This window comes from Paenibacillus sinopodophylli (genome assembly GCF_005930355.1).
Classification (GTDB): domain Bacteria; phylum Bacillota; class Bacilli; order Paenibacillales; family Paenibacillaceae; genus Pristimantibacillus; species Pristimantibacillus sinopodophylli.
Genome location: NZ_VDBO01000001.1, coordinates 2618847 through 2639864 on the forward strand (window position 1 = coordinate 2618847; position 21018 = coordinate 2639864).

14 protein-coding genes and 1 pseudogene are annotated in these 21018 nt (G+C 47.6%); 4 read left to right on the forward strand and 11 right to left on the reverse strand.

All coding sequences use genetic code 11. The annotated features are described in order from the left end of the window. Positions 1–2: 2 nt before the first annotated feature. A complete protein-coding gene (locus FGT79_RS11645) occupies positions 3–6686 on the reverse strand; it encodes an S-layer homology domain-containing protein (protein WP_138752808.1) in 6684 nt (2227 codons plus the stop codon). A 339-nt stretch (positions 6687–7025) separates the two neighbouring features. Between FGT79_RS11645 and FGT79_RS32385 the strand changes: the two are divergent. Continuing rightward, positions 7026–7247, forward strand: a pseudogene (locus FGT79_RS32385) (YiaA/YiaB family inner membrane protein); the annotation flags it as partial. Between the two features lie 60 nt (positions 7248–7307). Then, positions 7308–7508, forward strand: coding sequence for a YiaA/YiaB family inner membrane protein (locus FGT79_RS31870; protein ID WP_246096361.1), 201 nt, complete (start codon positions 7308–7310; stop codon positions 7506–7508). A gap of 47 nt (positions 7509–7555) precedes the next feature. Here the strand turns inward: FGT79_RS31870 and FGT79_RS11655 are convergent, their stop codons facing one another. The 9 genes from FGT79_RS11655 to FGT79_RS11690 form a co-directional block, all read right to left on the reverse strand. Then, on the reverse strand, positions 7556–9010 hold the full coding sequence (locus tag FGT79_RS11655) for an ABC transporter substrate-binding protein (protein ID WP_138752809.1): 1455 nt from the start codon (positions 9008–9010) through the stop codon (positions 7556–7558). Between the two features lie 110 nt (positions 9011–9120). After that, entirely contained in the window at positions 9121–9993 is an 873-nt protein-coding gene (locus FGT79_RS11660) for a carbohydrate ABC transporter permease (RefSeq protein ID WP_138752810.1), read from the reverse strand. Then, entirely contained in the window at positions 9990–10913 is a 924-nt protein-coding gene (locus FGT79_RS11665) for a carbohydrate ABC transporter permease (protein ID WP_138752811.1), read from the reverse strand. Before FGT79_RS11665 ends, FGT79_RS11660 begins: the two co-directional genes overlap by 4 nt. A 106-nt stretch (positions 10914–11019) precedes the next feature. Beyond that, positions 11020–12357 carry a response regulator gene (locus FGT79_RS11670; RefSeq protein WP_138752812.1) on the reverse strand — a complete coding sequence of 446 codons (1338 nt, stop codon included), beginning with the start codon at positions 12355–12357 and terminating at the stop codon, positions 11020–11022. A 36-nt stretch (positions 12358–12393) separates the two neighbouring features. Further along, positions 12394–14196 carry a sensor histidine kinase gene (locus FGT79_RS11675; protein WP_138752813.1) on the reverse strand — a complete coding sequence of 601 codons (1803 nt, stop codon included), beginning with the start codon at positions 14194–14196 and terminating at the stop codon, positions 12394–12396. A gap of 167 nt (positions 14197–14363) precedes the next feature. Continuing rightward, positions 14364–15380 carry an HD-GYP domain-containing protein gene (locus tag FGT79_RS11680; RefSeq protein WP_138752814.1) on the reverse strand — a complete coding sequence of 339 codons (1017 nt, stop codon included), beginning with the start codon at positions 15378–15380 and terminating at the stop codon, positions 14364–14366. A 104-nt stretch (positions 15381–15484) separates the two neighbouring features. Then, on the reverse strand, positions 15485–17425 hold the full coding sequence (gene abc-f, locus FGT79_RS11685; RefSeq protein ID WP_138752815.1) for a ribosomal protection-like ABC-F family protein: 1941 nt from the start codon (positions 17423–17425) through the stop codon (positions 15485–15487). Between the two features lie 134 nt (positions 17426–17559). Continuing rightward, on the reverse strand, positions 17560–17703 hold the full coding sequence (locus tag FGT79_RS31105) for an RAxF-45 family protein (protein WP_171056181.1): 144 nt from the start codon (positions 17701–17703) through the stop codon (positions 17560–17562). 79 nt (positions 17704–17782) lie between these two features. Then, a complete protein-coding gene (locus FGT79_RS11690) occupies positions 17783–19339 on the reverse strand; it encodes a leucine-rich repeat domain-containing protein (protein ID WP_171056182.1) in 1557 nt (518 codons plus the stop codon). Positions 19340–19583: 244 nt separating this feature from the next. Between FGT79_RS11690 and FGT79_RS11695 the strand changes: the two genes are divergently transcribed. Continuing rightward, positions 19584–20114 (forward strand): superoxide dismutase family protein, encoded by a 531-nt coding sequence (locus FGT79_RS11695; RefSeq protein ID WP_138752817.1) that lies wholly within the window; start codon positions 19584–19586, stop codon positions 20112–20114. Here FGT79_RS11695 and FGT79_RS32390 read toward each other — a convergent pair. Next, complete coding sequence (locus FGT79_RS32390; RefSeq protein ID WP_342778474.1) at positions 20079–20315, reverse strand: hypothetical protein; 237 nt, start codon at positions 20313–20315, stop codon at positions 20079–20081. The two genes, FGT79_RS11695 and FGT79_RS32390, sit on opposite strands and share 36 nt — an antisense overlap. Before the next feature lie 140 nt (positions 20316–20455). Here FGT79_RS32390 and FGT79_RS11705 point away from each other — a divergent pair, with 140 nt between their 5' ends. Next, complete coding sequence (locus tag FGT79_RS11705) at positions 20456–20998, forward strand: hypothetical protein (RefSeq protein ID WP_246096282.1); 543 nt, start codon at positions 20456–20458, stop codon at positions 20996–20998. Positions 20999–21018: the final 20 nt, after the last annotated feature.

The following is a 21018-nucleotide window of genomic DNA, read 5'->3' on the forward strand; positions in this document are numbered from 1 at the left end:
TGCTATTTATTCAATAATTGCGCATGCTGCAGCAAACGCGTAATAACGGCTGCCGCTTCCGCGCGGCTTGCAAGCTCGGCGGGCATAAATGATGCATTGCCCTTGCCCTGCAAGATGCCTGCGGCGGCAACGGTCTTCACAGCAGCAAGTGCCCAGCTGTGAATAGCGGCTTCATCTGCGAAGCTCACCGCTTGAACAGTGTCAAGACCGACGCTAGCGCCAGCTTGTTTCGCGAATTCGAGTGCATTCGCTGCCATTACAGCCATCTGCTCGCGTGTGATTGTCGCATTCGGACGGAATGTACCATCATCGAAACCTTTAATAATGCCATGACTCGCGGCAATTGTAATTGCATCTGTATACCAAGCAGATGCCGATACATCTGCAAACGTGTGTAGCTTGGTGCCATCGCTTGAGCCAAGTCCAAGCGCCCTGACGAGCATGGTCGCGAATTCCGCGCGTGTAACGGTTCGATTCGGCATAAATGCCGAGTCGGAAACGCCGCTGACGATTAACTTGGAAGCTAGCAGCTCGATGTTTAATTTGGCCCAGTGTTTGCCAATGTCCTTGAAGGATTGCTTATGAATGGCGATCGCATAGATGCTATTGCTAAGACTCATGATCTCTGCCGTTGTTTGTCCGTCCTCTGTCGTGAACAAAGCAGGGACATAACGGAATTGACCAGTTGCTTTGTCGTATACCAGCGCTACAGCAGACTTCGTATCTGGTAAACCTTCCACGGTTAAAGTACGCTTCACATACTTCCCTCCTAAGCTGTGAACCTCGGTTGAAGTACTGCCATCTATAATGGAAAGCGTAAAGCCTACTTGATTTCCAGTAAGCTCTAAGCCAGCTGCTTCTGCCTTCGCCTTCAGTTCAGCCGACTGATCCGCGCTTACTGGTTGTATGGTGAAAACGAAGACGGATTTCATGCTTCCAGCTAGTTCTGACTGCTCCAGCAAATCTTGAACAAGCGAAAGAGGAAACTCATACGTCGCAACTCCTTGCTCCATTACAATTACTATAGCTGGGCTGCTCTTTGCAGCTTCCAGAAGCGCTGCTGCTGTGAAAGCAAGCTCGCCTTTTGAGGAGAACGCCGCCTTGTCAAATACGATCCGCTGCAGCTTGCCGCCAGCTGCTTCTTTCAATGCGCTGTCGTTCTTCTGCGTCAGAACGCTGTTTCCAGCTCCACCTGCGCTGCCGTTGCCATTACCATTGCCTTCTCCTCCTGTTTCTCCGCCAGCCTCAGCAGCTACCTTCACTTCTACCGTGTAAACTCTGCTCTCCCCTGCTGCCGTCACCGTAAGCCTCGTCAATCCCGCTGTCCGTGCAGTCAGCTTCTGATCCGCCCCAATCGAAGCAATTTCCGGAAGCTCAATTCTAATGCTTGCATCGGTTGTAATATCCACACCTTCCGAATCAAACACCTGAAGCGCTACCGACTCTCCCACTGTCAAGGTGAGTGGGCCTCTATCTCCAGCAGCAGTCGTGATGCGGAACGGCTTCAATCGATTCGCAAAGCCTTCGTTCAGCTCCGTGAATGAGAGCTGATCATTCGCGTCCGCCACCATCGCAATCTTCTCTCCCCGTACGATGATGTTATCTGCTTCAATGGTACCGGATACGTTGCTTGTGACGTCTATTCCATTCGTTCCCATACCATCGAGCACAAGGTTCTGCAGCGTAACGTTATCGATATGGAAGCCGCCGCCATGAACGATTAAGCCCGCGTATGTGCTGTCGAGCGCTACGTTATCACGTACGATAACCTTGCCGTTCAAATCCTTCTCACCTGCAAAAATCCAAATCGCGCCTAAATTGATATTATAGGCTGAATCTGCACTTCCTGTGCGAATCAACGTATTACGCTCAACGATCGTGGTCCCGCTGAATGCTACGGGATTAAAACGTGTGGACACGGCAATTCCCGCTCCATTCGTAATCGTATCCGTACCGATGCTGTCCTGCAGCTTGTTGCCTTGCCCACCGAATATAACAAAGTTATCGGCCAGCCATGGCAAAGCAACCGTGTTGAATCGAGCCGTATTATTCACGCTCGCGCGTCCTTCAGCCGACCACATCGCAATTCCGTCGTCGCCTGGGTAACGAATATCAGATTGCTCCATCAGGCTGTTGCTCGTGCCTACAGAGAAGTTAATACCGTCGGCCATCAGATTGCGAAGACGCAGATTAACCATATGCAGACCATCTGTCAGCTCGTCGCTTCCTCTGACTTTTGAGAGCCAAAGCCCCGTTTTTGAATGCTCTACCCACACATTCTGAATAACTGAGCCTGCGCCAAAGCCGCCATAGAATGCGTGCGTCAGTGCTTCATCATCGCGAATATTGAGATCACCGTCGATAAGCAGATCATATACGCCAATTTGTGAGCCTTTACCGATAAATCTGGCTCCGATCAGTGTCGTATACCACATGCCCGCTCCGCGAATCGTGATTTCATCCAAATAAATAACATCTGCCTTGAGCTCGAATTGGCCGGTTGGGAACCATACGCCTTTTCCCTGCTCCTTTGCTGCGAGAGCAGCGGTATGGTAGGCTGCAGAATCATCGATGCCATCAGCGGATACTGCTCCATAGTCAGTCACTGACAGGAAGCCATTCGGCATAGCAAGCGGGCCTTCTACCTGCTCCATATCCACTAGGTCAATGACATAATAATCCGCTTCATTCTCATGATCCTTCTGCAATCGAATTACAGCGCCTGCCGGCAGTTCGCCAATCAGCTCATGGATCTCGGCGAAGAAGCGATGTGCATTGCCTTGCTTCGGATCATTCGACCATGGATAGCTGCCGTATTCCCAGCCATGTTTCGAGCTGAGCGCTAAATGCTGCTTAAACTCGCCGTTCACATAAAGCGCCAGCGTCTCGTTCAAGCCCTCGCCGTCCGCGCTGTCCGGTATTACATAGCGCAATACGAGTGAATTAGCTGGCTTCGCCAGTGTAAATTCCACGTAATCGCCATCATCATTCAGCTTAACAGCTTGGCGGCCCGACGCCTCGGCGGCCATCTCGCGATAGCTGCGCGACGGCCCGATATGCTCAGCATTCGTTGTACCATGCTCCGCTTCATAAGTAATATAAGGAACCGTAGCGCCCCGATATGCGATGCCTACGCTGTCTTTCACAACCAAGCTGTCAAGCCACACCTCGCCTGAATCCGCTGTATCTCGCTGCAGGGCAATCGTATTAATGCCGCTGCGCAACTGAACTGCAATAGCAGTCTTCGACCAGCTTGATGTGCTTCCTGCGGCCGCGAACAATACCTGCTGCGCACGCACACCGTTTATATATAAGCTTAATTGTTTGCCATCACCTGAATGGTTCAAGTAGCGAAGCTCCGCCTCGTAATTACCCGCAGCCTGAGCATGAACCGTAAAACTGATTCTGTCCCCCGTGCCTGCGAAACTGCCCAAGTAGCCACCACCTGTGTAACCTTTATACTCGGCCTCCACCTTCATTCCCGTTGATGCAAATGCCTTCTCGGCCTCGTAGCGTTGATTCGACGCAACCGGCTCAAGCTGCCATAACTTATCGTCTATAGCATCTGTTATACCGTACTCCGCTTGGTCTCCTGATAGAAGCATAGCGCCAGTCTCCGAAGCATTCAACAGCTGTTTATAGCCTGCCTTGCTCTCGATCATCCATTGGGCGGCATCATACCCTCTAAGCTCGCCCGAATAGCCAATAAGACTAGCTGCTTGCGCATCCCAAGCGAGCAAATGCCCTGACGCTTTGTTCTTCAGCAGGCGCCGCCCATTGAAATCCTGCAGCAGCCACTGGGAGCTGGTACTGTCACTCGCCAACGGTCTTACAAATACAGCACCCTCATTCTCATACAAGTAACCGCCATGTTTGGCCTTAATCCGAACATATCCCGTATCATCAAAGATCGGAGTAGCCGTGTCATTCGTCTTCTCCTCACCCATCAGGGGCGTCTCGAATTGCTCAGGCGCAGCCTCGAAGGTCCATTGCACCGTTCCGAACCTGTCCGGATACAAGCCGCGTTCCGCATATCCAGCGTTATTCTGTACATGAATGAGCTCATCATTATATTTCCCATTCATGCTGCGTATCCAATATTCCGCGCCGCTTGGCGTACTTTCAATCGCCCACTGCGAAGCCTGATCAGAGGCCTCCACATACTTGCTTTCAATAAAAGCGTAATCATTCGTCATAACCATATAATGACTAGTCGCCCTGTTCTTCAGCCTTCGCGAGTTACCCTCAGACTCAATGATCCAATGACTGTAGCCATTAATCTCTGCCAAATCGCCATATAACACAATACCGCCGTTATTCTCATACAAGTATTGGCCATTTGCCTTATTACGAATGCGAATTGGAGCTTCCGAAAGCGGCTCTGAAGCCATCGCAACGGGCTCCACCACGAACTGGGCGCTGTCCTCTCCAGCGACCGCTTTGCTCACCTTCGTGTATCCATCTCCGTCCGCGTAGAGCAAATGGCTTGCCCAACCGCTTTTGAAAACAGCCAAGTCATCCGAAGCTCCCGGCTCCATAAGCCATTTCGCGCTGCCCCAGCAGGTGCAAATATCGCCTTGTGCAATAATCTGCTGCGTTGGAGCCTCAAGCTCAACGTCGCCTCCCACATGCTCCATGGACACATAATGGCTCGTTTGCCCATTTTTCAAGCGTACAGATGTTGGACCATCTCCCGTTCTCTCCAAATACCAAACCGAGCTCGCATCCGATTCCGGCAGCTCGCCATACTTCAGCTTGCCTAGATCCTCACCCTCTGCCGTCACCTCATATAGATAGCCGCCGGCTGCTTTATTTTTGAGCCGTACATTCGTCAATGCCGCATCGACAACCGGAATGAACTTCCATTTGGGACTGCCCCAAGTCGGATTAATCGCCCCGTACTCCGCGTATTTGGTTAGATTCTGCAAACTGATATATTTCTGCTGACCCACAACTTCATTCGCATCCTGAACGCTGTGAATCAGCTTCGAGCCGCTAACGTCCTCGATAACCCATATTGCACTCGTCCACTCATCTGCAACCTCGGTTACATCAATACGCCCGTCCTTCATATTTTGAAGATTGATATAATGACCCGTTGCCCTGTTCTGAATGCGTTTGCGGCCGTTGAAGCGCTCAATCAGCCATTGTCCCTTATGGTCATCCTCTGCAATGTTGCCGTATTTCAGTTGACCCGAAGCATCCTCATAGAGCACAAATGCTTGCCAATCATTCTGAATTCTTACATACTGCGGAGTGCCATCCCCACTAAAGGCAGGATCTTCGAACAGCCACTGTGCTGCATCCTCATTCGGATCAATAGCGCCCGCCTGCGCAGCTCCCGTGCTTCCTTGAATATGCAAATAATGATCGGAACCCGCTTCACTCTTCACCACTTTATAATCGTCATACAGCTTAGAGCTGGTAATGGACCATTGATCGTCTGCTGAGCTTGCTGCAAGTGTCAAAGCCTGAATGGAATCATTTGGATTCAAAGCGCCATTACGTGTCATGTAATGCCCGGTTGCTAGATTGCGCAGCCTTTTTTTTCCGTTAAAGTCCTCCTGCACCCATTGGTAATACGTCTTTTCCACTGCCGCGGCAGTCAGCGGACCATATTCAACCCGTCCCGTCTCTTCATGCAAGTAAGTGACTCCAACGGCCTCATTCGTGAAATTAACGATTCGGTAGGGCTGTACGTCCGGCGCAAGCTCGACTCGCCAATGGGCATTGTCCCTCTCCAGCACCGACCAATTGTTGGACCTTACATGAATATCTTCAAACTGCGTGTTCAACACGAAAGGCTGCGCAGGGTCTGACTGATAAGCCTCTACGTTCTGAAAGGTGACAAAACCTTCACCGGCCGCAGGCGCAATCATCCATTCACTCTTGACCGTGGAATCCAAAGTAACGGCTTTGATTGGCTCCCACAAAACGCCTTGCGTAATGTAATGTCCGGTAGAACGGTTTTTGATCCGGTAGGATTCCGGGGTTGCCCCAGGTACCAGCACCCAATGCGAAGCGCGGTCCACAGCCGGTATCTCGCCATAATCAACGGAACCGTCGGCTGCTTCAAACAAATACTGGCCTGCTCGGAACTTGTTAGCGAGACGTATTGGTGCTTCAACCTCTACCGGCTCAAGCGCCCATTGCGGGCTTTCAAACGTAATATTGATATCGTTGCTAGCTTCCGCAAACCCGAGCTGATCCTCCTGATGAATGACAAGATTCGCATTTGCCGGTACGGTAGCGCTCTTAATGACCACAAAACCCGCACGATTGGAATCATGAATCGTCCATTGATCAGCAAGCGTACTCTCTTCTAGCTTACGGCTCGTCAGCGCGTCCCTCCTTTGTCCAACCTCTGCAATGGTAATGTAATGTCCGGTTGCGCGGTTTTGAAACCGCTTGTTGCCGTTATAATCCTCTATGAGCCATTGCGAGGAATGATCCTCATAGCTCGGGAAGCCGTAACGGACAATCCCACTCTCATCCTCATACAAGTAATTGCTCTGCCATTTGTTCTGAATGCGCACATAGGTAGACTCCGTTACCGATATGGCGGCTGTCTCCGGTGGTGAAGCTCCTTCCGTTTCCGGTGCTGTCTCATTCGCATAGACCGGCATTGCTGTAAGGAGCAGCAGAAGTGCCAGCAGCATTGCCAATATGGACCTTGCTCGTTTCATTGCACAGACCTCCCCAAGGGTTTGCAAGTGCTGACGGACTTCGAAAGCACTCGTTTATGTAAAGCAATCATTCCTATTTATCATAATTTGGAATCGCTTTCATAACGATGTGCAATTCTAAATAAAGTAGGTGTTATATTACGGATACAAAGAACAAGCCCCTGCCTTCAGCAGGAGCTTGTTCTTTGTGAATCAACGTATGAACGTACAGGCACTCCAGGTATACGGACCTGGTACTATATGAAGTTGGTACTTTTAAGAATCTGAATATAAAGTAAAATAAAGACATCAACAACAACACGGTTCGGGAGGGCTTTACAAATGGAAAAAATGGAAACGATGCACGTACGCAAACCAGCTAACTTTTACCGCCGCCGCAATACACCGACATACACATTCATGGCATGGGCCGCTTTCCTGATCGCAGCCGGATTTGAATTTATCGGGATCTACACGCTTAAGCAGCCGCTTTCCGTACAAGGCTATTACGCCGTAACCGGCATTCTACTCATCATTACTTCATTTCTTCTGCAAAAGGTAGCGCGCGATAACGACGAAGATAAATTTCTTAAAGAATATAACCCTGGATATAGAAACCGCAATACCTCGGCTTTCACTTTCATGGCTTGGGGTGGATTCATTCTCGCCATTCTTGCCCAATATATCGGGATCTACGTACTTGAAGAACCGCTTTACGTCAAAGGCTACTATGCCATTGCTGGTGCTTTCCTGATCGTCGCTTGTCTAGTCTTGCAAAAAACAATTCGCGACAACGAAGAGGACAGCGTGCATACGAACTCGAATGAAGATTTCGAAAGCTAGACATCAAAAAGCCTCCTTCTCAATATGAGAGGGAGGCCTTTCGTTTACTATTCTACTTTAATAGAATCAAAAAACTTTTCTTGAACAACCTTCGCGGATTTGTCTAGCAGAGCTTGAAGATCCGAGCCTTTATTCGAAAATACCTCTTGCAGCACGTTTGTCATTTCGCCGTAATAATCCTGTGTATTGTATTGCGCTTCCGGCTTGCCGTCTAGCAGCGCATCGGATTCTGCATTGTATTTGTAGACGTTGTCGTATTTGTCAAAAATCGCTTGCGCCTTCTGACCGTATTCCGATGCCGGGCTATAGTAGTTCATTTGTGGTGGAATAAAAAACTTGCCTTCTGCTTGGCGCTTCTGAATATCTGCTTCGATCGACTCTAGGCCTTTATCCGTAAAATAATCGAATGTGATATAGCGGAACGCCATTTCTTGCTCATCCTTCGTTGCGTTCGGATTGATGACTAGGTAATCGCCGCCAAGTACACCCGTGTGCTTGCCGCCCTTCTCAGCAGCCGGCATCGGGAATGTTAATACATCCTCCGGTTTCAAGCCGCCTTGGTTAAGCGCTTGCTCGAGTACGCCTTCTGCTCCTGCAATAACCATTGCAGTACGGCTTTGGCCGAATGCGCCAACCGCATCTCCCCAGCCAAGTGCCCAGTCCTGAGGAATCGCATTAGCTTCCCATCTAAGCTTATTGTAGAACTCAAGCGCCTTCAGACCAGCAGGCGAGTTGAATGCTGCAGTTACTTTACCGTCTGCAACAGTCTGGATTTCACCGCCCGCTTCGAACAAGAAGTTGGTCCAGTTCCAGCCTGCTTCTGTGCCTTTGCCCATTGGAGCGATACCTGCGATCCCTTTTTTCGGATCGGCAACCGCCTTGGCTGTGTTGTACATATCCTCCCATGTCCAATCGTAGGAAGGAACTGGTACGCCTTTCTCATCAAGCATCTTTTTGTTAACAACCGTAGTTGTTACATAGGCCTTCTGGGAAACCCCGAACACTTTGCCGTCAATAATGAACTGGCTTTGCAGTACAGGATTGATTTGATCTTTATATTCATAAGCATTCCAAAGCTCCGTAATATCGGCTACCCAGCCGCGCTCTTGCAAAAACTTTGCTTCGGTTGCCCACGTATTGAAGAAAGTCGGTGCTTCGTTTGCTGCCATTTTGATTCCAATTTCGCTTGGATTATAATGCCAGTCGCTCTTCACGATTTCAACGTTAGGATAGACTTCGTTAAACCGTTTAATTTTGTCGTCTTCAAGCTTGCGGTTCTCAACTTGGTCAGGCAGTGGATAATAGATGCTGATCGTAATTTTTTTGTCTTTAATATCTTCCTTAGGAGGCTCTGTCTCCGCCGGTGCTGTATTGTTCGTCGCTGCATTTGTTGGCTTTTCCGTTTCCTTCGGATCGTTCTTGGCGTTGCCGCCGCTGCATGCAGCCAAGATGGAGCATAGCATAACCATACAAATTAGGATTGCTACATTTTTCTTTACCATCGATATTCCCCTTCTCAACTCATATTTTCGCTACATCCCCATCATAAAGGAGGCGTTTTCATACCACGAGGTGTATTCCTATTCCGATCATGTGTATGTTTACGAATTGCTTATCCCTTGACCCCGCCAAGCTGAAGTCCACGCATAATGAATTTCTGGAACGTAAGAAATACGATAATCGGAGGCAGCATAACCATTGTGAGGATGGCGAACCTAATATTCAGATTTAGCCGCTGCGCACTAATGACGTATTTGTATACAGCCGTTGCGAGTGGATATTTGCTGTCGCTGTGCATCACAAGAGATGGCCAGAACCAATCATTCCAAGCCGTCGAGAATACGAAGATCGCTAGTGTAGAGAAAATCGGAATGGATAGCGGTACAGCAATTAAGCTAAAGCATTTCCAATCGGATGCACCGTCAATACGAGCCGCCTCGATCATCTCATGATGAATGCCGTCCATAAAGTTTTTGAGAAGCAGCAAATAGAATGCACTGGCACTGGCCGGCAGCCAGAAAGCTGCATAAGTATTCAGCAAGCCAAGATCTTTCAAATTGAGAAAGTTCGGAATAATATATGTGCTCGGCGGTATGAACAACGTAATCATGAAGAAGAAATATATTGCCCGTTGATACGGAACATTGAGCTTTGATAGGCTGAAGGCTGCAAGACCGAGCACAACGACCGTCATGACCATGTTGCCGCCAAATATCATCAGCGTGTTTTTTAGAAAACCGGGCAGGTCCATAAAATTCCATCCTGCTTTATAATTATCGAAATGCCATTCCGAAGGCAGAAAGCGAGGCGGGAAAGAATTAACCTCCGTATTTGCCTTCAAGCCATTAAACAACGCGGTCAATACCGGATAAAGCATCGAAGCTACCATCGCAATAATGACTGCAATAATGAACAGGAAACCAAGCTTGTTTGTTTTTTTTCGGTAATCGTAGCTCGATAGAATACCTCTGTCTAGACTCTTCATGATTTCGCTGCCCCCTTGTTGCTCAATTTAAATTGCAGCAGCGCCAATCCGCCAAGAACAAGGAACATCAGCACGCCAAGCGCGGAAGCAACCCCGTAATCCAGCCTGGTGAATGCGTATTTGACGATGAGCAGTGAGTACGTAAGCGTCGCTTTATTCGGTCCGCCGTCAAGCAATGCCAGCTGTGATTGAAAGCCCTGCGTCGTTGCAATTAGCTGCAAGAGGAAGAGCAGCAGAACCAGCCCGCGAATTGAAGGCAGCGTAATATGCCAGATTCGGCGGAGGATGCCCGCTCCGTCGATCTCCGCCGCTTCATACCAGTCACGCGGAATGCTTAGCACCGCCGCCAAATAAATGAGCATACCAGAACCGAATTGCTGCCACGTTTCCATAATGACCAATGAGACCATCGACCAGCTCTTATTCGTTAGGAACGCAATCTGATCCGCCCCCGTCTGCGTCAGCACCCCGTTGATCGGTCCAACCGGATCATAGAACCATCGCCACAAACCGTACAGCACGACCGCAGGAATGACATTCGGCAAGTAAGCCGCTACGCGCACGAAGCCTTGGAAGCGACGCAGTTCAGAGATGGCAATTGCGAACAGAATCGGTACCCAAAAACCGATTATGAGACATAAAAACATGTAATACAGTGTATTTTTCACACTGATCCATACATCCGGATCATTAAAGATCGTCTTGTAGTTGTCCAGACCGACAAATGCATTGCCTTTGACAAAATCGATCGTATAGAAGCTGTAAATAATCCCTTTCGTTATCGGCACCCACAAAAACAAAATAAATATGATGGCTGCCGGCAATAGAAACAAATAGCCTGAAATATGCTTTTTCCACCTGCCAGCCTTCCTCTGCACCTGGGTATCGAGCGGCTTGCTTACTGCTGCTGGTTGGTTCATCCAATTTCCCCTCTTTTCTTTTCTATCGCTCTATATCATTTTAGAAGGAAGACAGCAGGCTGGTAATGTGCATATCTAAGGCAATGATAGCTATTTTTACTTCATCTTATTTTTTGTCATCCTTCTTCAGCTCACTAGGGCTCATGCCGTAATACTTCTTGAAGATTTTGCTGAAATGCTCTGGTGATTCATAACCGACCCGCTCCGAAATTTCATATCTTCGCAAATCCGTGTGAAGAATGAGCTTGCGGCTCTCTTCCATGCGGAGCTTTATGACATACTCCCATAGGTTATAGCCCGTGTCCTTTTTGAACAAATAGCTCAAATAATTCGGACTCACATGATTTTTCTGCGCCACCTCATGCAGGGTAAGGCCCTTCTGGGCAAAATGATTGTCGATATAGTCCTTTGACTTCTCCACAATGAGGCTGTTCTGCTCGCTTAGCTGCTCAGATGTCGGCTCTTGCGAATAAGTGCTCCAATTAAAGTCGCCGTAATAAAATACATAATGGTCACGATGCTCACGATTCCATAGAATCGCCTTATGCGCCTGCTCACCGAGCATGCTCAAGAACTCCATCCCGCGTATGATTTGGCTTATACCGATAACGACATGGAGCCCCAAATATTTGTGAATGTTATGGTGAAGACTGCGACCGATCATATCAAGCTGATTCAGCTTGTTCGCGCTTGAATCACCAAATTCATTCTCATCCCATTGGATGAGGACGCTGATCTCCTCATTGGGCGAATAGAAGGCGCTATGGTTCCACTCCTTATCGAGCAGTTCGTTGGCAATATTAAGAGCTGCATATTGCAGCAGACGCGCATCCCTTGCCGGAATCACATGATCTGGAGCGGTTAGATGCAGACGCAGCTTGATGACTGCGAAATATGGACCATTCAGCTTAACCGCATACCGATCATTGAGCAGTTTCGCGACCTCATAAGCGTCGTCCTCTGTGCTAGTCAGCAGCCTATTAAACAGCTCGTTACGCTGCGGCAGCGGCTCATCCATATGGAAGTGTGCTTGCAGCTGTGATAGGAACTGATTCTCCGTGGCCGCAGGCTTATCCATCTTAAGCAGCACATTCCGAACAGAATCCAGAAATTGCTCATTGCTCAGCGGCTTGATCATATAGTCCTTGGCGCCAAGGCGAATGGCCATCTGAGCATATTGGAACGTTTCATAAGCAGATATAATAATCGTTTGAACCCATGGTTTAAGCAGCTTGGCTTGATGCATCAGCTCTATACCGTTCATCGAGCCCATTTGAATATCCGTAATAAGCAAGTCAATTTCTTCGATTCTCAAATAATCGAGCGCTTCGTAGCCGCTGTGTGCAATATAAACATGGGTCAGATTAATGCCGGAAGACGTAAGCAGGCTCGCCAGCCCTTCACAAATTAATGGTTCGTCATCCACGATCAATACATTATACATACCGTTTCCTCCCGATTCTCTTTAGGTCCACTCCGCTCATTTCGGCCCCTCATTGCTGACTGGTAATATGATCGTTGCAGCCGTTCCGCCGAGCTCTCCACGCTTATAGCTCATTCCATATATATTGCCAAAATGAAGCTGGATTCGCTGATGTATGTTTCGTATACCGTAGCCTGCTATATGCTCAGGCTTATCCCCGCCTATCAAGCGGTCAAGCGCGGCGTAGTCCACTTCCTTATGTCCGTTGTCTTCTACTTTAATCGTCACCCGCTCGCCTTCAATTACGGCAGATACGCGAATTTCGCCATCCTCGCCCATATGCTTAACGCCGTGAATGATGGCATTCTCGATGAGCGGCTGCAGCGATATTTTTGGAATCAGAATCTCCTTAGCTGCATCTGGTATACTCCACAGTACTTGAAACTCATATTTATAACGCTTTTGCTGAAGACTCACATAGGCTGATGCATGCTCAAGCTCTTCTACGAGTGGAATCAATTCCCTTCCTCGGCTAAGGCCTATTTTCATGAGCTTCGATAAATCCTTGATCATTTCAGCCGATTCCGTATTTCCCTCCAGCGAGCTTTTCCAATAGATGCTCTCGAGCGTATTGTAGAGCAGATGCGGGTTGATCTGCTGATAAAGCAGCTGCAGCTGCGATTCCTTCTGCTTAATGTCCATATGGTATTTATAGTGAATGAGCGTATTCAGCCTGCGTGCCATATCATACAAAGCAGCAAACAATACGCCGATCTCGTCGTTCCGTCCTTTGCCCGGCGTCTCCGGCACAAGCTTGCCTGGCTCGTAAGCATGGACAAACTGAGCTAGCTTTTGGAGCGGCATCATGAGCGAGCGCCAGAAATAAACGATAACGATACATCCGAACATCATATACGCTACTGAAATCAGCTGAATGACGTTCTTTAGCTCGCTTTGCTGCTTCAATAATGAGCTGACGGGAATTTGATAAACAAGCTTATGATTCATGATACGGTTATAATTGACCACGTAAATGAAATCATCCGTCATAATGTCAAAGTTGCCCTCCGCCTCCATCGTATCCTCGATTTCCATTTCGGGTGGCAGATCAAGTTCATTCCCCATCAGCTCTGAATCCGTAGCTGCAAGTACGCGGTTGTTCCAGTCTGTGAACATGATTTTACCGTCAGGAAGCGAGACGGAGCTAAGCGACTCCACGATTTTCATATCCATCTTGGTCGCAACAAGCACACCAATGATACCGTTTCCAACTGTCACATTGTTAACTGCCCGAATGTAGGCAAGTGTATCGATTCTGGAGAGCCCTACATTCGTATTAATAATGTCCATATAGCCTTTGCTCTTGTGCTGGACGGCCTTATCGAACCAATCCGGCTTATCATTATCAGAAAAGAAGTATACCCCCGTCTGCATCAGCTGGCGCTTGGGAGCGAAGAAATAATAGTCATTCGGATCATAAATGTATAAGGAGTAATACACTGCCTCTCCGCCGTTCAGCGGGATGGAGTTGCCGGCAAGCAGCTTGTCGACCTTATCATATTTGCGTACCCGTTCAATAACCGAATCACTCTCGAGAGGTATAAGCTGCTGCGTGATCGGGTTTTGTATGATCGTCGTCGTAATTTTGCTAATCGTATCCATATCCCGTTTGATGACCGTATAGTTTTGCTTGCTAAGCTCCACGTAGGCACTCGTTATATGATCTTTGAGCAAATGCTCCGCTTTCATATTCCCGTACCAATGAAGCAGGAAAATTGGACTAACCATCACAAGAAACAATAGAATAAGCTGCTGCTTCACGTTCAGCTTTGTCATAGGATTGCTTAAACCCGTTCGCATGCTGACACCTCCGGCTAATAATTGTACTATAGCAAAAATATAAGGCTGCCTGTGTGGCTATTTCTACCCGTTTCTGGAAGCAGCGCCGACAACGATCGTAGAAATACACATATAAAAAGCGCCGCTAATCAACATTAGTTGGTTAGCAGCGCCTTAGCTTGTCTATGTTATGCAATTACGTTCTTAATGTGAATATCCCGCTCTTGGCTGAGATCGAGGAAATAATCAGCCAGCTTAATTAACGGCGTCTCGATGTTATGCGGGTTGATGTAGACGACCTCTCCGGCTCGTCCATCCGTCAGCAGCACTTGTCTGCCTACCAGCCGCTTCATCATGTTCTCTATAAATATGGAAATGATCTGCGGGTTTAGCGCGCCAAATTTCCCTTCGCTCATTTGACTGACAATCTCATGGAAGGACAACGGCTCATGATAGGGACGTTTAGAGGACATCGCATGAAAAATATCCGCTACCGATACGATAGAGCTGAATAAATCTATGTTTTCTTTCTTTATACCTAATGGATATCCATTGCCATCCTCGCGTTCATGATGCTGAAGTGCCACTCTAGCGATACGCAAGCTTAAGCCAGTTGTGCCTTTTAGCAGCTCGTAACCGTATATCGTATGCTTCTTAATGAGCTGGAACTCCACTTCATTCAGCTTGCCAGGCTTGTTCAGCACCTCAAGCGGCAGCTTAACCTTGCCGACATCATGCAAAGTGGCCGCAAGCGACAGAATCGAAAGCTCCGCGTCATCTAGGTTCATCCATCTGCCTATCAGTGTAGATATGACACCAACACCAACATTATGCTGGTATACGTAGTCATCCTTCGCTTTCACAGCTTCGAATAGCTCGAAGATGTCCGGGTTTTTGGAAAGCTGTAGGATAGAAGGCAGCACTGCATTACGAATTTCCATTAACGGAACCTTCCGAGACACTAGAATCGATTCAAACAGCTCCTTGGATACACTGACCGTCTGCTGTACGAGCTCTCCAAGCTGAATAGTCGTTTCTGCTACCGGTTTATGATCAAACGTCGTTATAATCGAGTCTAAATCTATCCGATGATTGATCATAATTTGAATAGATTCTTTGGTTAGGATAGAGTCAGCTGGTACGATCGTTACGCCATATGCATTCAAAATATCATTTTTCATTTTTTTCCCGATTAACTGCTCCATTGCTACACTCCCTCAGACTTGGCGCTTCCAAGATTTAGTTTACCATATCTTAAAGAGGAAGTAAGCGTTTATATTAGAAAAATGAAAGAAATATACAGCGTTTACTAATCCGTCTCAGCGATCTTCATCCATTGCTCAAGCAGCTGCTCGAGCTTCTTTTGATCCTGTTCTTGAAGCTCCCACAGTCGGTTCAACATCACCGCATCACTGGCAGCCGCAAGCTGCTCCATCTCTTGGCTCGCAGCAGCAAGCTTCTCTTCCAGCTCGGCAATCTCAAGCTCAAGGCGCTTTAGCCCAATCGCTGCAGCGGTATGCTTTCCTCCAGCTGGCAGGCGCTCCACTCGTTTGACTTGCAAAGTATCTGGAACAGCATCGGTACGACTAGCTGACAAGCCTTCTATCTTGGTTCCATCGTTATTATGCAGCTTATCCTTGCAATCGTTATAATTGCCGAGATGAGCAGCTATTCGTCCGTCTTTTAGCTGCCAAATTCGTTCGGCGATTCGATTGGTGAAGAAGCGATCATGCGAAATCGCCAGCACTGTTCCTTGGAATTGCTCCAACGCTTCTTCCAGCGCCTCGCGTGAGCGAATATCCAAGTGATTCGTGGGCTCATCCAGGAGCAGCAGATTCGGCTGCTTGCGAATAAGCAGTGCTAGGCGCAGGCGTGACCACTCACCCCCGGATAAAGTATGCAGCGGCTTGAACACGTCGGTACCATAAAAGAGGTAGCTTGCGAGAATACGTCTTGCTTCACCTTCCTCCAGCTTGCCCTCCTCCTTGAAAAAGGCCAATACGGTCAGCTTTCGATCCTCTACACGGTCCTCTTGTGCCAAATAACCGATCGTCAGCCTAGTTCCATGGACGAGCTCACCGCTGTCCGGCTGCTGATCACCAAGCAGCAGCTTGAATAAGGTAGTTTTACCAGAGCCATTATCGCCCATAAGCACAACCTTCTCTCCATACAGCAAGCTGCCTTCTGCGTTTTCTAGAAGGGTTCGCTGACCAAAGCGCTTCGTCACCTTCTCGAAGGTAATCACCCTGCGTCCAGAACGATCCAGCGGTGAAAGCTCGAAATCGGCTGTTTTACGCTCCAATACTGGACGCTTCACCCGCTCTAGCTTCTCCAAGGCTTTGCGAATGGAGGCTGCCCGTTTAAAAAACTTCTCATTAGAGCCGATCCGTCCCCATTCCTCCAGCTGCCTAATCGTTTCCTTCATCTTTTTAATCTGCTTCTGCTGCTCTTGATACTGGGCAAACTGCTGAAGCAGCCGCTCCTCCTTCTCTTTCACATAGCCAGTATAGTTTGTATGGAATGCATGAGCCTCTCCATCCTCAAGCTCAATAATTCGCGAACAAGCTGTATCTAGGAAGTAGCGGTCATGGGATACGATGACGCATGCTCCTTCATATTGTCTTAGAAATTGCTCAAGCCACTCCATGCCGCGCAGATCCAAATGATTCGATGGCTCATCCAGCAGGAGCAAGGCCGGTCGAACAATAAGCTGCGAGGCCAGCGAAATTCGGGTTTGCTCTCCTCCAGAGAGACTGGCAAACATTCTCCCATAATACGAACGTTCAATCTGAAGACCAGTTGCCACTTGATCGATCCCTGTATCGAGATTATAGCCGCCGTCTCGCTCAAACCGCTCCTGCAGCTCTGCGTATAGGCTGAGCAATCGATTCAGCGCCGCCTGATCCGATGCCACCTCAGCGCTCGACATCTGCTCCTCCAGCTCGGCCATTCGTTTTCTGCAGCTCAGCACTTCTTGGCATCCGTAAGTCAATACTTCATAAACGGTGAGCGAATCGAACACCACTGGAATTTGCGGCAAATAACCGATCACCAAATCTTTCTTCACCGTTAGCATTCCCTCGTACGATTGGTCAGTACCTGCGATCAACCTGAGCAAGGTTGATTTGCCGCTTCCGTTGGCTCCGATCAGCCCTATCCGTTCCCCCTCATGTACTTGAAGCGTAAGACCATCGAACAACAAATCGGCAGCATGGTATTTTTTAACATCCTTTATATTAACAATAATCATCTAAAGAGCCTCCTAATAGATGAAGACCCTAACTTCCCCGTACAGCGAGCAATGTCGGAATCGTTCCCGGCATAACAAAAAGAGCCGCAGCAACAAGCCTGCGACCCTTCGGAATGTACAGCTATCCGTCGTGGTTAAAGTAGGCGTCTTCTCGCGAATGGTTTAATCGTATAAGCATAATTAGACAGACTGATCCCGTTCGCGGAAAAAGCATGAACTATGCCAGCCATAGCAATCGGCAGCTGGCTAATACGGTTATTGACCATTTCGTGATTCACCTACTTCACCTCCCTTTACGTTCGTTTCTTAAAAATAACATATAAATAAGTGGTCACGCAACCGCTAGTTTTAATCGCATTATCGATTTGCGCGTAAATACTGGCTCCAGAGCTCTGACTGTTCCTTCGTCATTGCCCCTGTAATGCTTGAGAAATCCACCTTCTGTACAAATTGTTTTTTGAGCAAGTTGAACTGTGCATATGAACCCGTAAACTTTCGGAGGTTCGGAAGACTCGTTGCCTCAAGCAACTGACCGATTTGTTCGCTTCCTTGCAGCTCTAAGCTTCGTAGGCTGCTCAATTGTGCAATTGCTGAGAAATCAGCCACAGACACTTGTTCTAGCTTCAGCTCCTCCAGCTTCACGCATCCGCTGAGGAATTGAAGGTCAGCAAGATTCATGTCTTTCAAATGCAAAGCCTTCAAGCTTTTTAGTTTTCCGATGATAGGAAGTTCAGACATTGCACCTGCTTCAATTGCTTCGATCGACAGCTCTTGCAGCTGTTTAATTTGCGACAATGCTCGAAGCTGCTCTGCTCCCACACCAGATACGGACAGTATGCGTAATGCCCTCATCTGTCTGAGCGGAGAAAAATCTCGCACTGCTGCACCTTCTAGCTGCAGCTCCTTGAGCTTAGGGAGCTCTTCCAGCGGTGATATGTCTTCAACATTCGTCTTCGCTATATTCAGAAACTGCAAATGCCGCAGACTAGCGAGCGGTTTAATATCCGATACCGGATTCCCTCCAAGGTAAAGCACCTTCAGTTGATCACAGCCGCGCAGCGGTTCAATATCTACAATTGCATTAGCGGTTAGCACAAGCTCTCGCACCTCAGTACATCGGCTAAGCGGAGTCGCATCCGTTATGCCTTCCCGGATCAGATAGAGCTGCTTTATTTTGACAAAAGCTTCGGCTGAAGCAGCTTTGCTTTCGACCCGCGCCCTCCACTCCTCGCTAAGCGAATGTTCCCATACCTCGAGCTGCACATGCGATTTATGCTCTTCCTCTTGCGAATGATAGAGAGGCAGCTTGAAAGAACGGACAGCATCAAGGAAATGACCGACTCCCTGCTCACCGTACATCCAATAGACGTATTCCTCATCATTGTCCACCTTGTAGTTGCCGCTTTTAACCGTGTCGCACATAAATCGCATCAAATCTGCTAGACGATTGGCAATGACATATTTGGTTTCCTCATCCCGTCCGAAATTAATGACCTGTCCGCTAATGCCTTCATCATCCGGGTCTACATCGATGCCTAGGTGATTGCCCCCGCCATCCTCCGCTATTGGCAGCCATCCGAGGTTGATATATTTCTCCTTAATCCATCCCGTTGGAATGGAGAAATGATTGCCTTCCTCCCCGTAATCCACATTCAGCTTCGACCAAATCTGCCATTCCGCGACTAACTCATTAAGACTTAGGAATCGAAGTCCGAAAAACAAACCGACACCCATTCGTTTCTCACCATTAAATGCCAAATATAGTTGTCTAAGATCATCAGAAAAGGTCACACCGATATGCTGCTCCGCAGCAGCAATCTGATCCGGCGTTGCAGGTGCTTCTAAGGATTCAGCAAGCTGAGGAAGCCTCGTCTCCAATAATGCAAGCAGCTCTCTCAAATAGGTAGTAATCAAGTTCATATCCCCCTCTTCTGATCAACCATTTCATGATGTATAAAGTCATCTTCTTATACCCATATTCATAGAAAAAATAGCATGAATTATCCGAAATGTATCAAAAATATACAATTGAAGCAAGCTGCTTTATCGTGTACCATTACCGCAATCACGCCTATGCTTTATCTTTTTTTCCTTTTTATGCATAAAAGAATAAGGTTTGCACATCCTATCCCAAGATCGTTATAACTGGGAGGATACTATGAAAAAAATCATTACGATGATTTGTTTGCTGTTAAGCACACAATCGGCAGCTGCCGCAATGGCTATGTCGAACTCCGAACCAACTGCTTTGCTGATCCCGATCATCAATAGCGAGGGAAAACAAATTGGAGCGGCTCAGCTTGTACAAAAGGCAGATAAAGTATTTGTCCATATCGAAGCGGAGAAGCTGGCACCGGGAATGCATGGTGTTCACTTTCATAGCGTAGGCAAATGCGATACACCTGACTTCAAATCAGCAGGCGATCATTTCAACCCATTAAGCAAACAGCATGGCTTCAACAATTCCAAGGGCTATCATAGCGGAGACCTGCCGAATATCGAGGTTGGTGCAGACGGAAAAGTCATTGCCAATATTGCTAGCGCAGATGTTACTCTTCAGCAGGGAAAACCAAACTCCTTATTGAAGGAAGACGGCACAGCGATCATCATTCACGAGAAAGCAGATGATTATGTGACCGACCCATCTGGCAACTCAGGCAATCGTATCGCTTGTGGTATTATTCGTTAGATTGGTCGTTGTACTGTAAGGCAAATAGGGAGAGTGCAGCGTAATCTGCTCTCTCCTTTTTTCGAACTCTATTTTCCCACCGACACATTCCCAAGTTCCCTCGCCGACTTCATCCTCATCCGCTCGTTTTACAATTAATACTTTGCCTCCGTTTACAATAACACCTTTAACAACAACTACGATTTTATTTGCATCGGTCATATTAAACACCTTTCAAATCTCAAATATCTTCTTATGTTATCATTGTAATGAGATCCAATTTGGATGTATATGGAATAATGACGCAAGTAGGCTCGAATTGTGATTAGCCCTATCTTTACATCCATTCGTTATGTTAAGGAGTGATTCACTTGGAGATTATTATTCCTACCCGCAGGGTGACTTACAATAAAGGGCAATTAGGGCGGTGGAAGAGCGGGAATCGCGATGACTGTATCGATGCATATTGCAAAAAACTCCAAGGCTCACGAGGATTTGCTGAATACATTGCGGGGTCATTTTATGAAACATTAGGTTACAGTTGGATTCATCATGATTTCAACCTGCTCGGTGGCAACAAACTAGGGAAATACCCTGAAACAGAAGCTGTACTACGTAAACATTTCGGAGATTCGAGATACGAGAGCGGTCGAGAATACTATCCAGCTTTTTCTCGTTATGTAAAGGTAGAAGAACCGGATTTGTTAATTTACAAACCGGATTATTCCGAGATCAGATTCGTTGAATGTAAACGAAATGACACAAACGACAAATTGCGAGAAAGTCAGATAAGAGGACTCGCTATACTGAAGCTATTGTTTCAATGTACCATTGAAGTGGTTGAAATTATCGAGGAATCTAAGAATCAGTCTAGAGAAGAACAGCCGATTGTATGGAAGTTTTAGAAAGATACGTGAAAATCGCG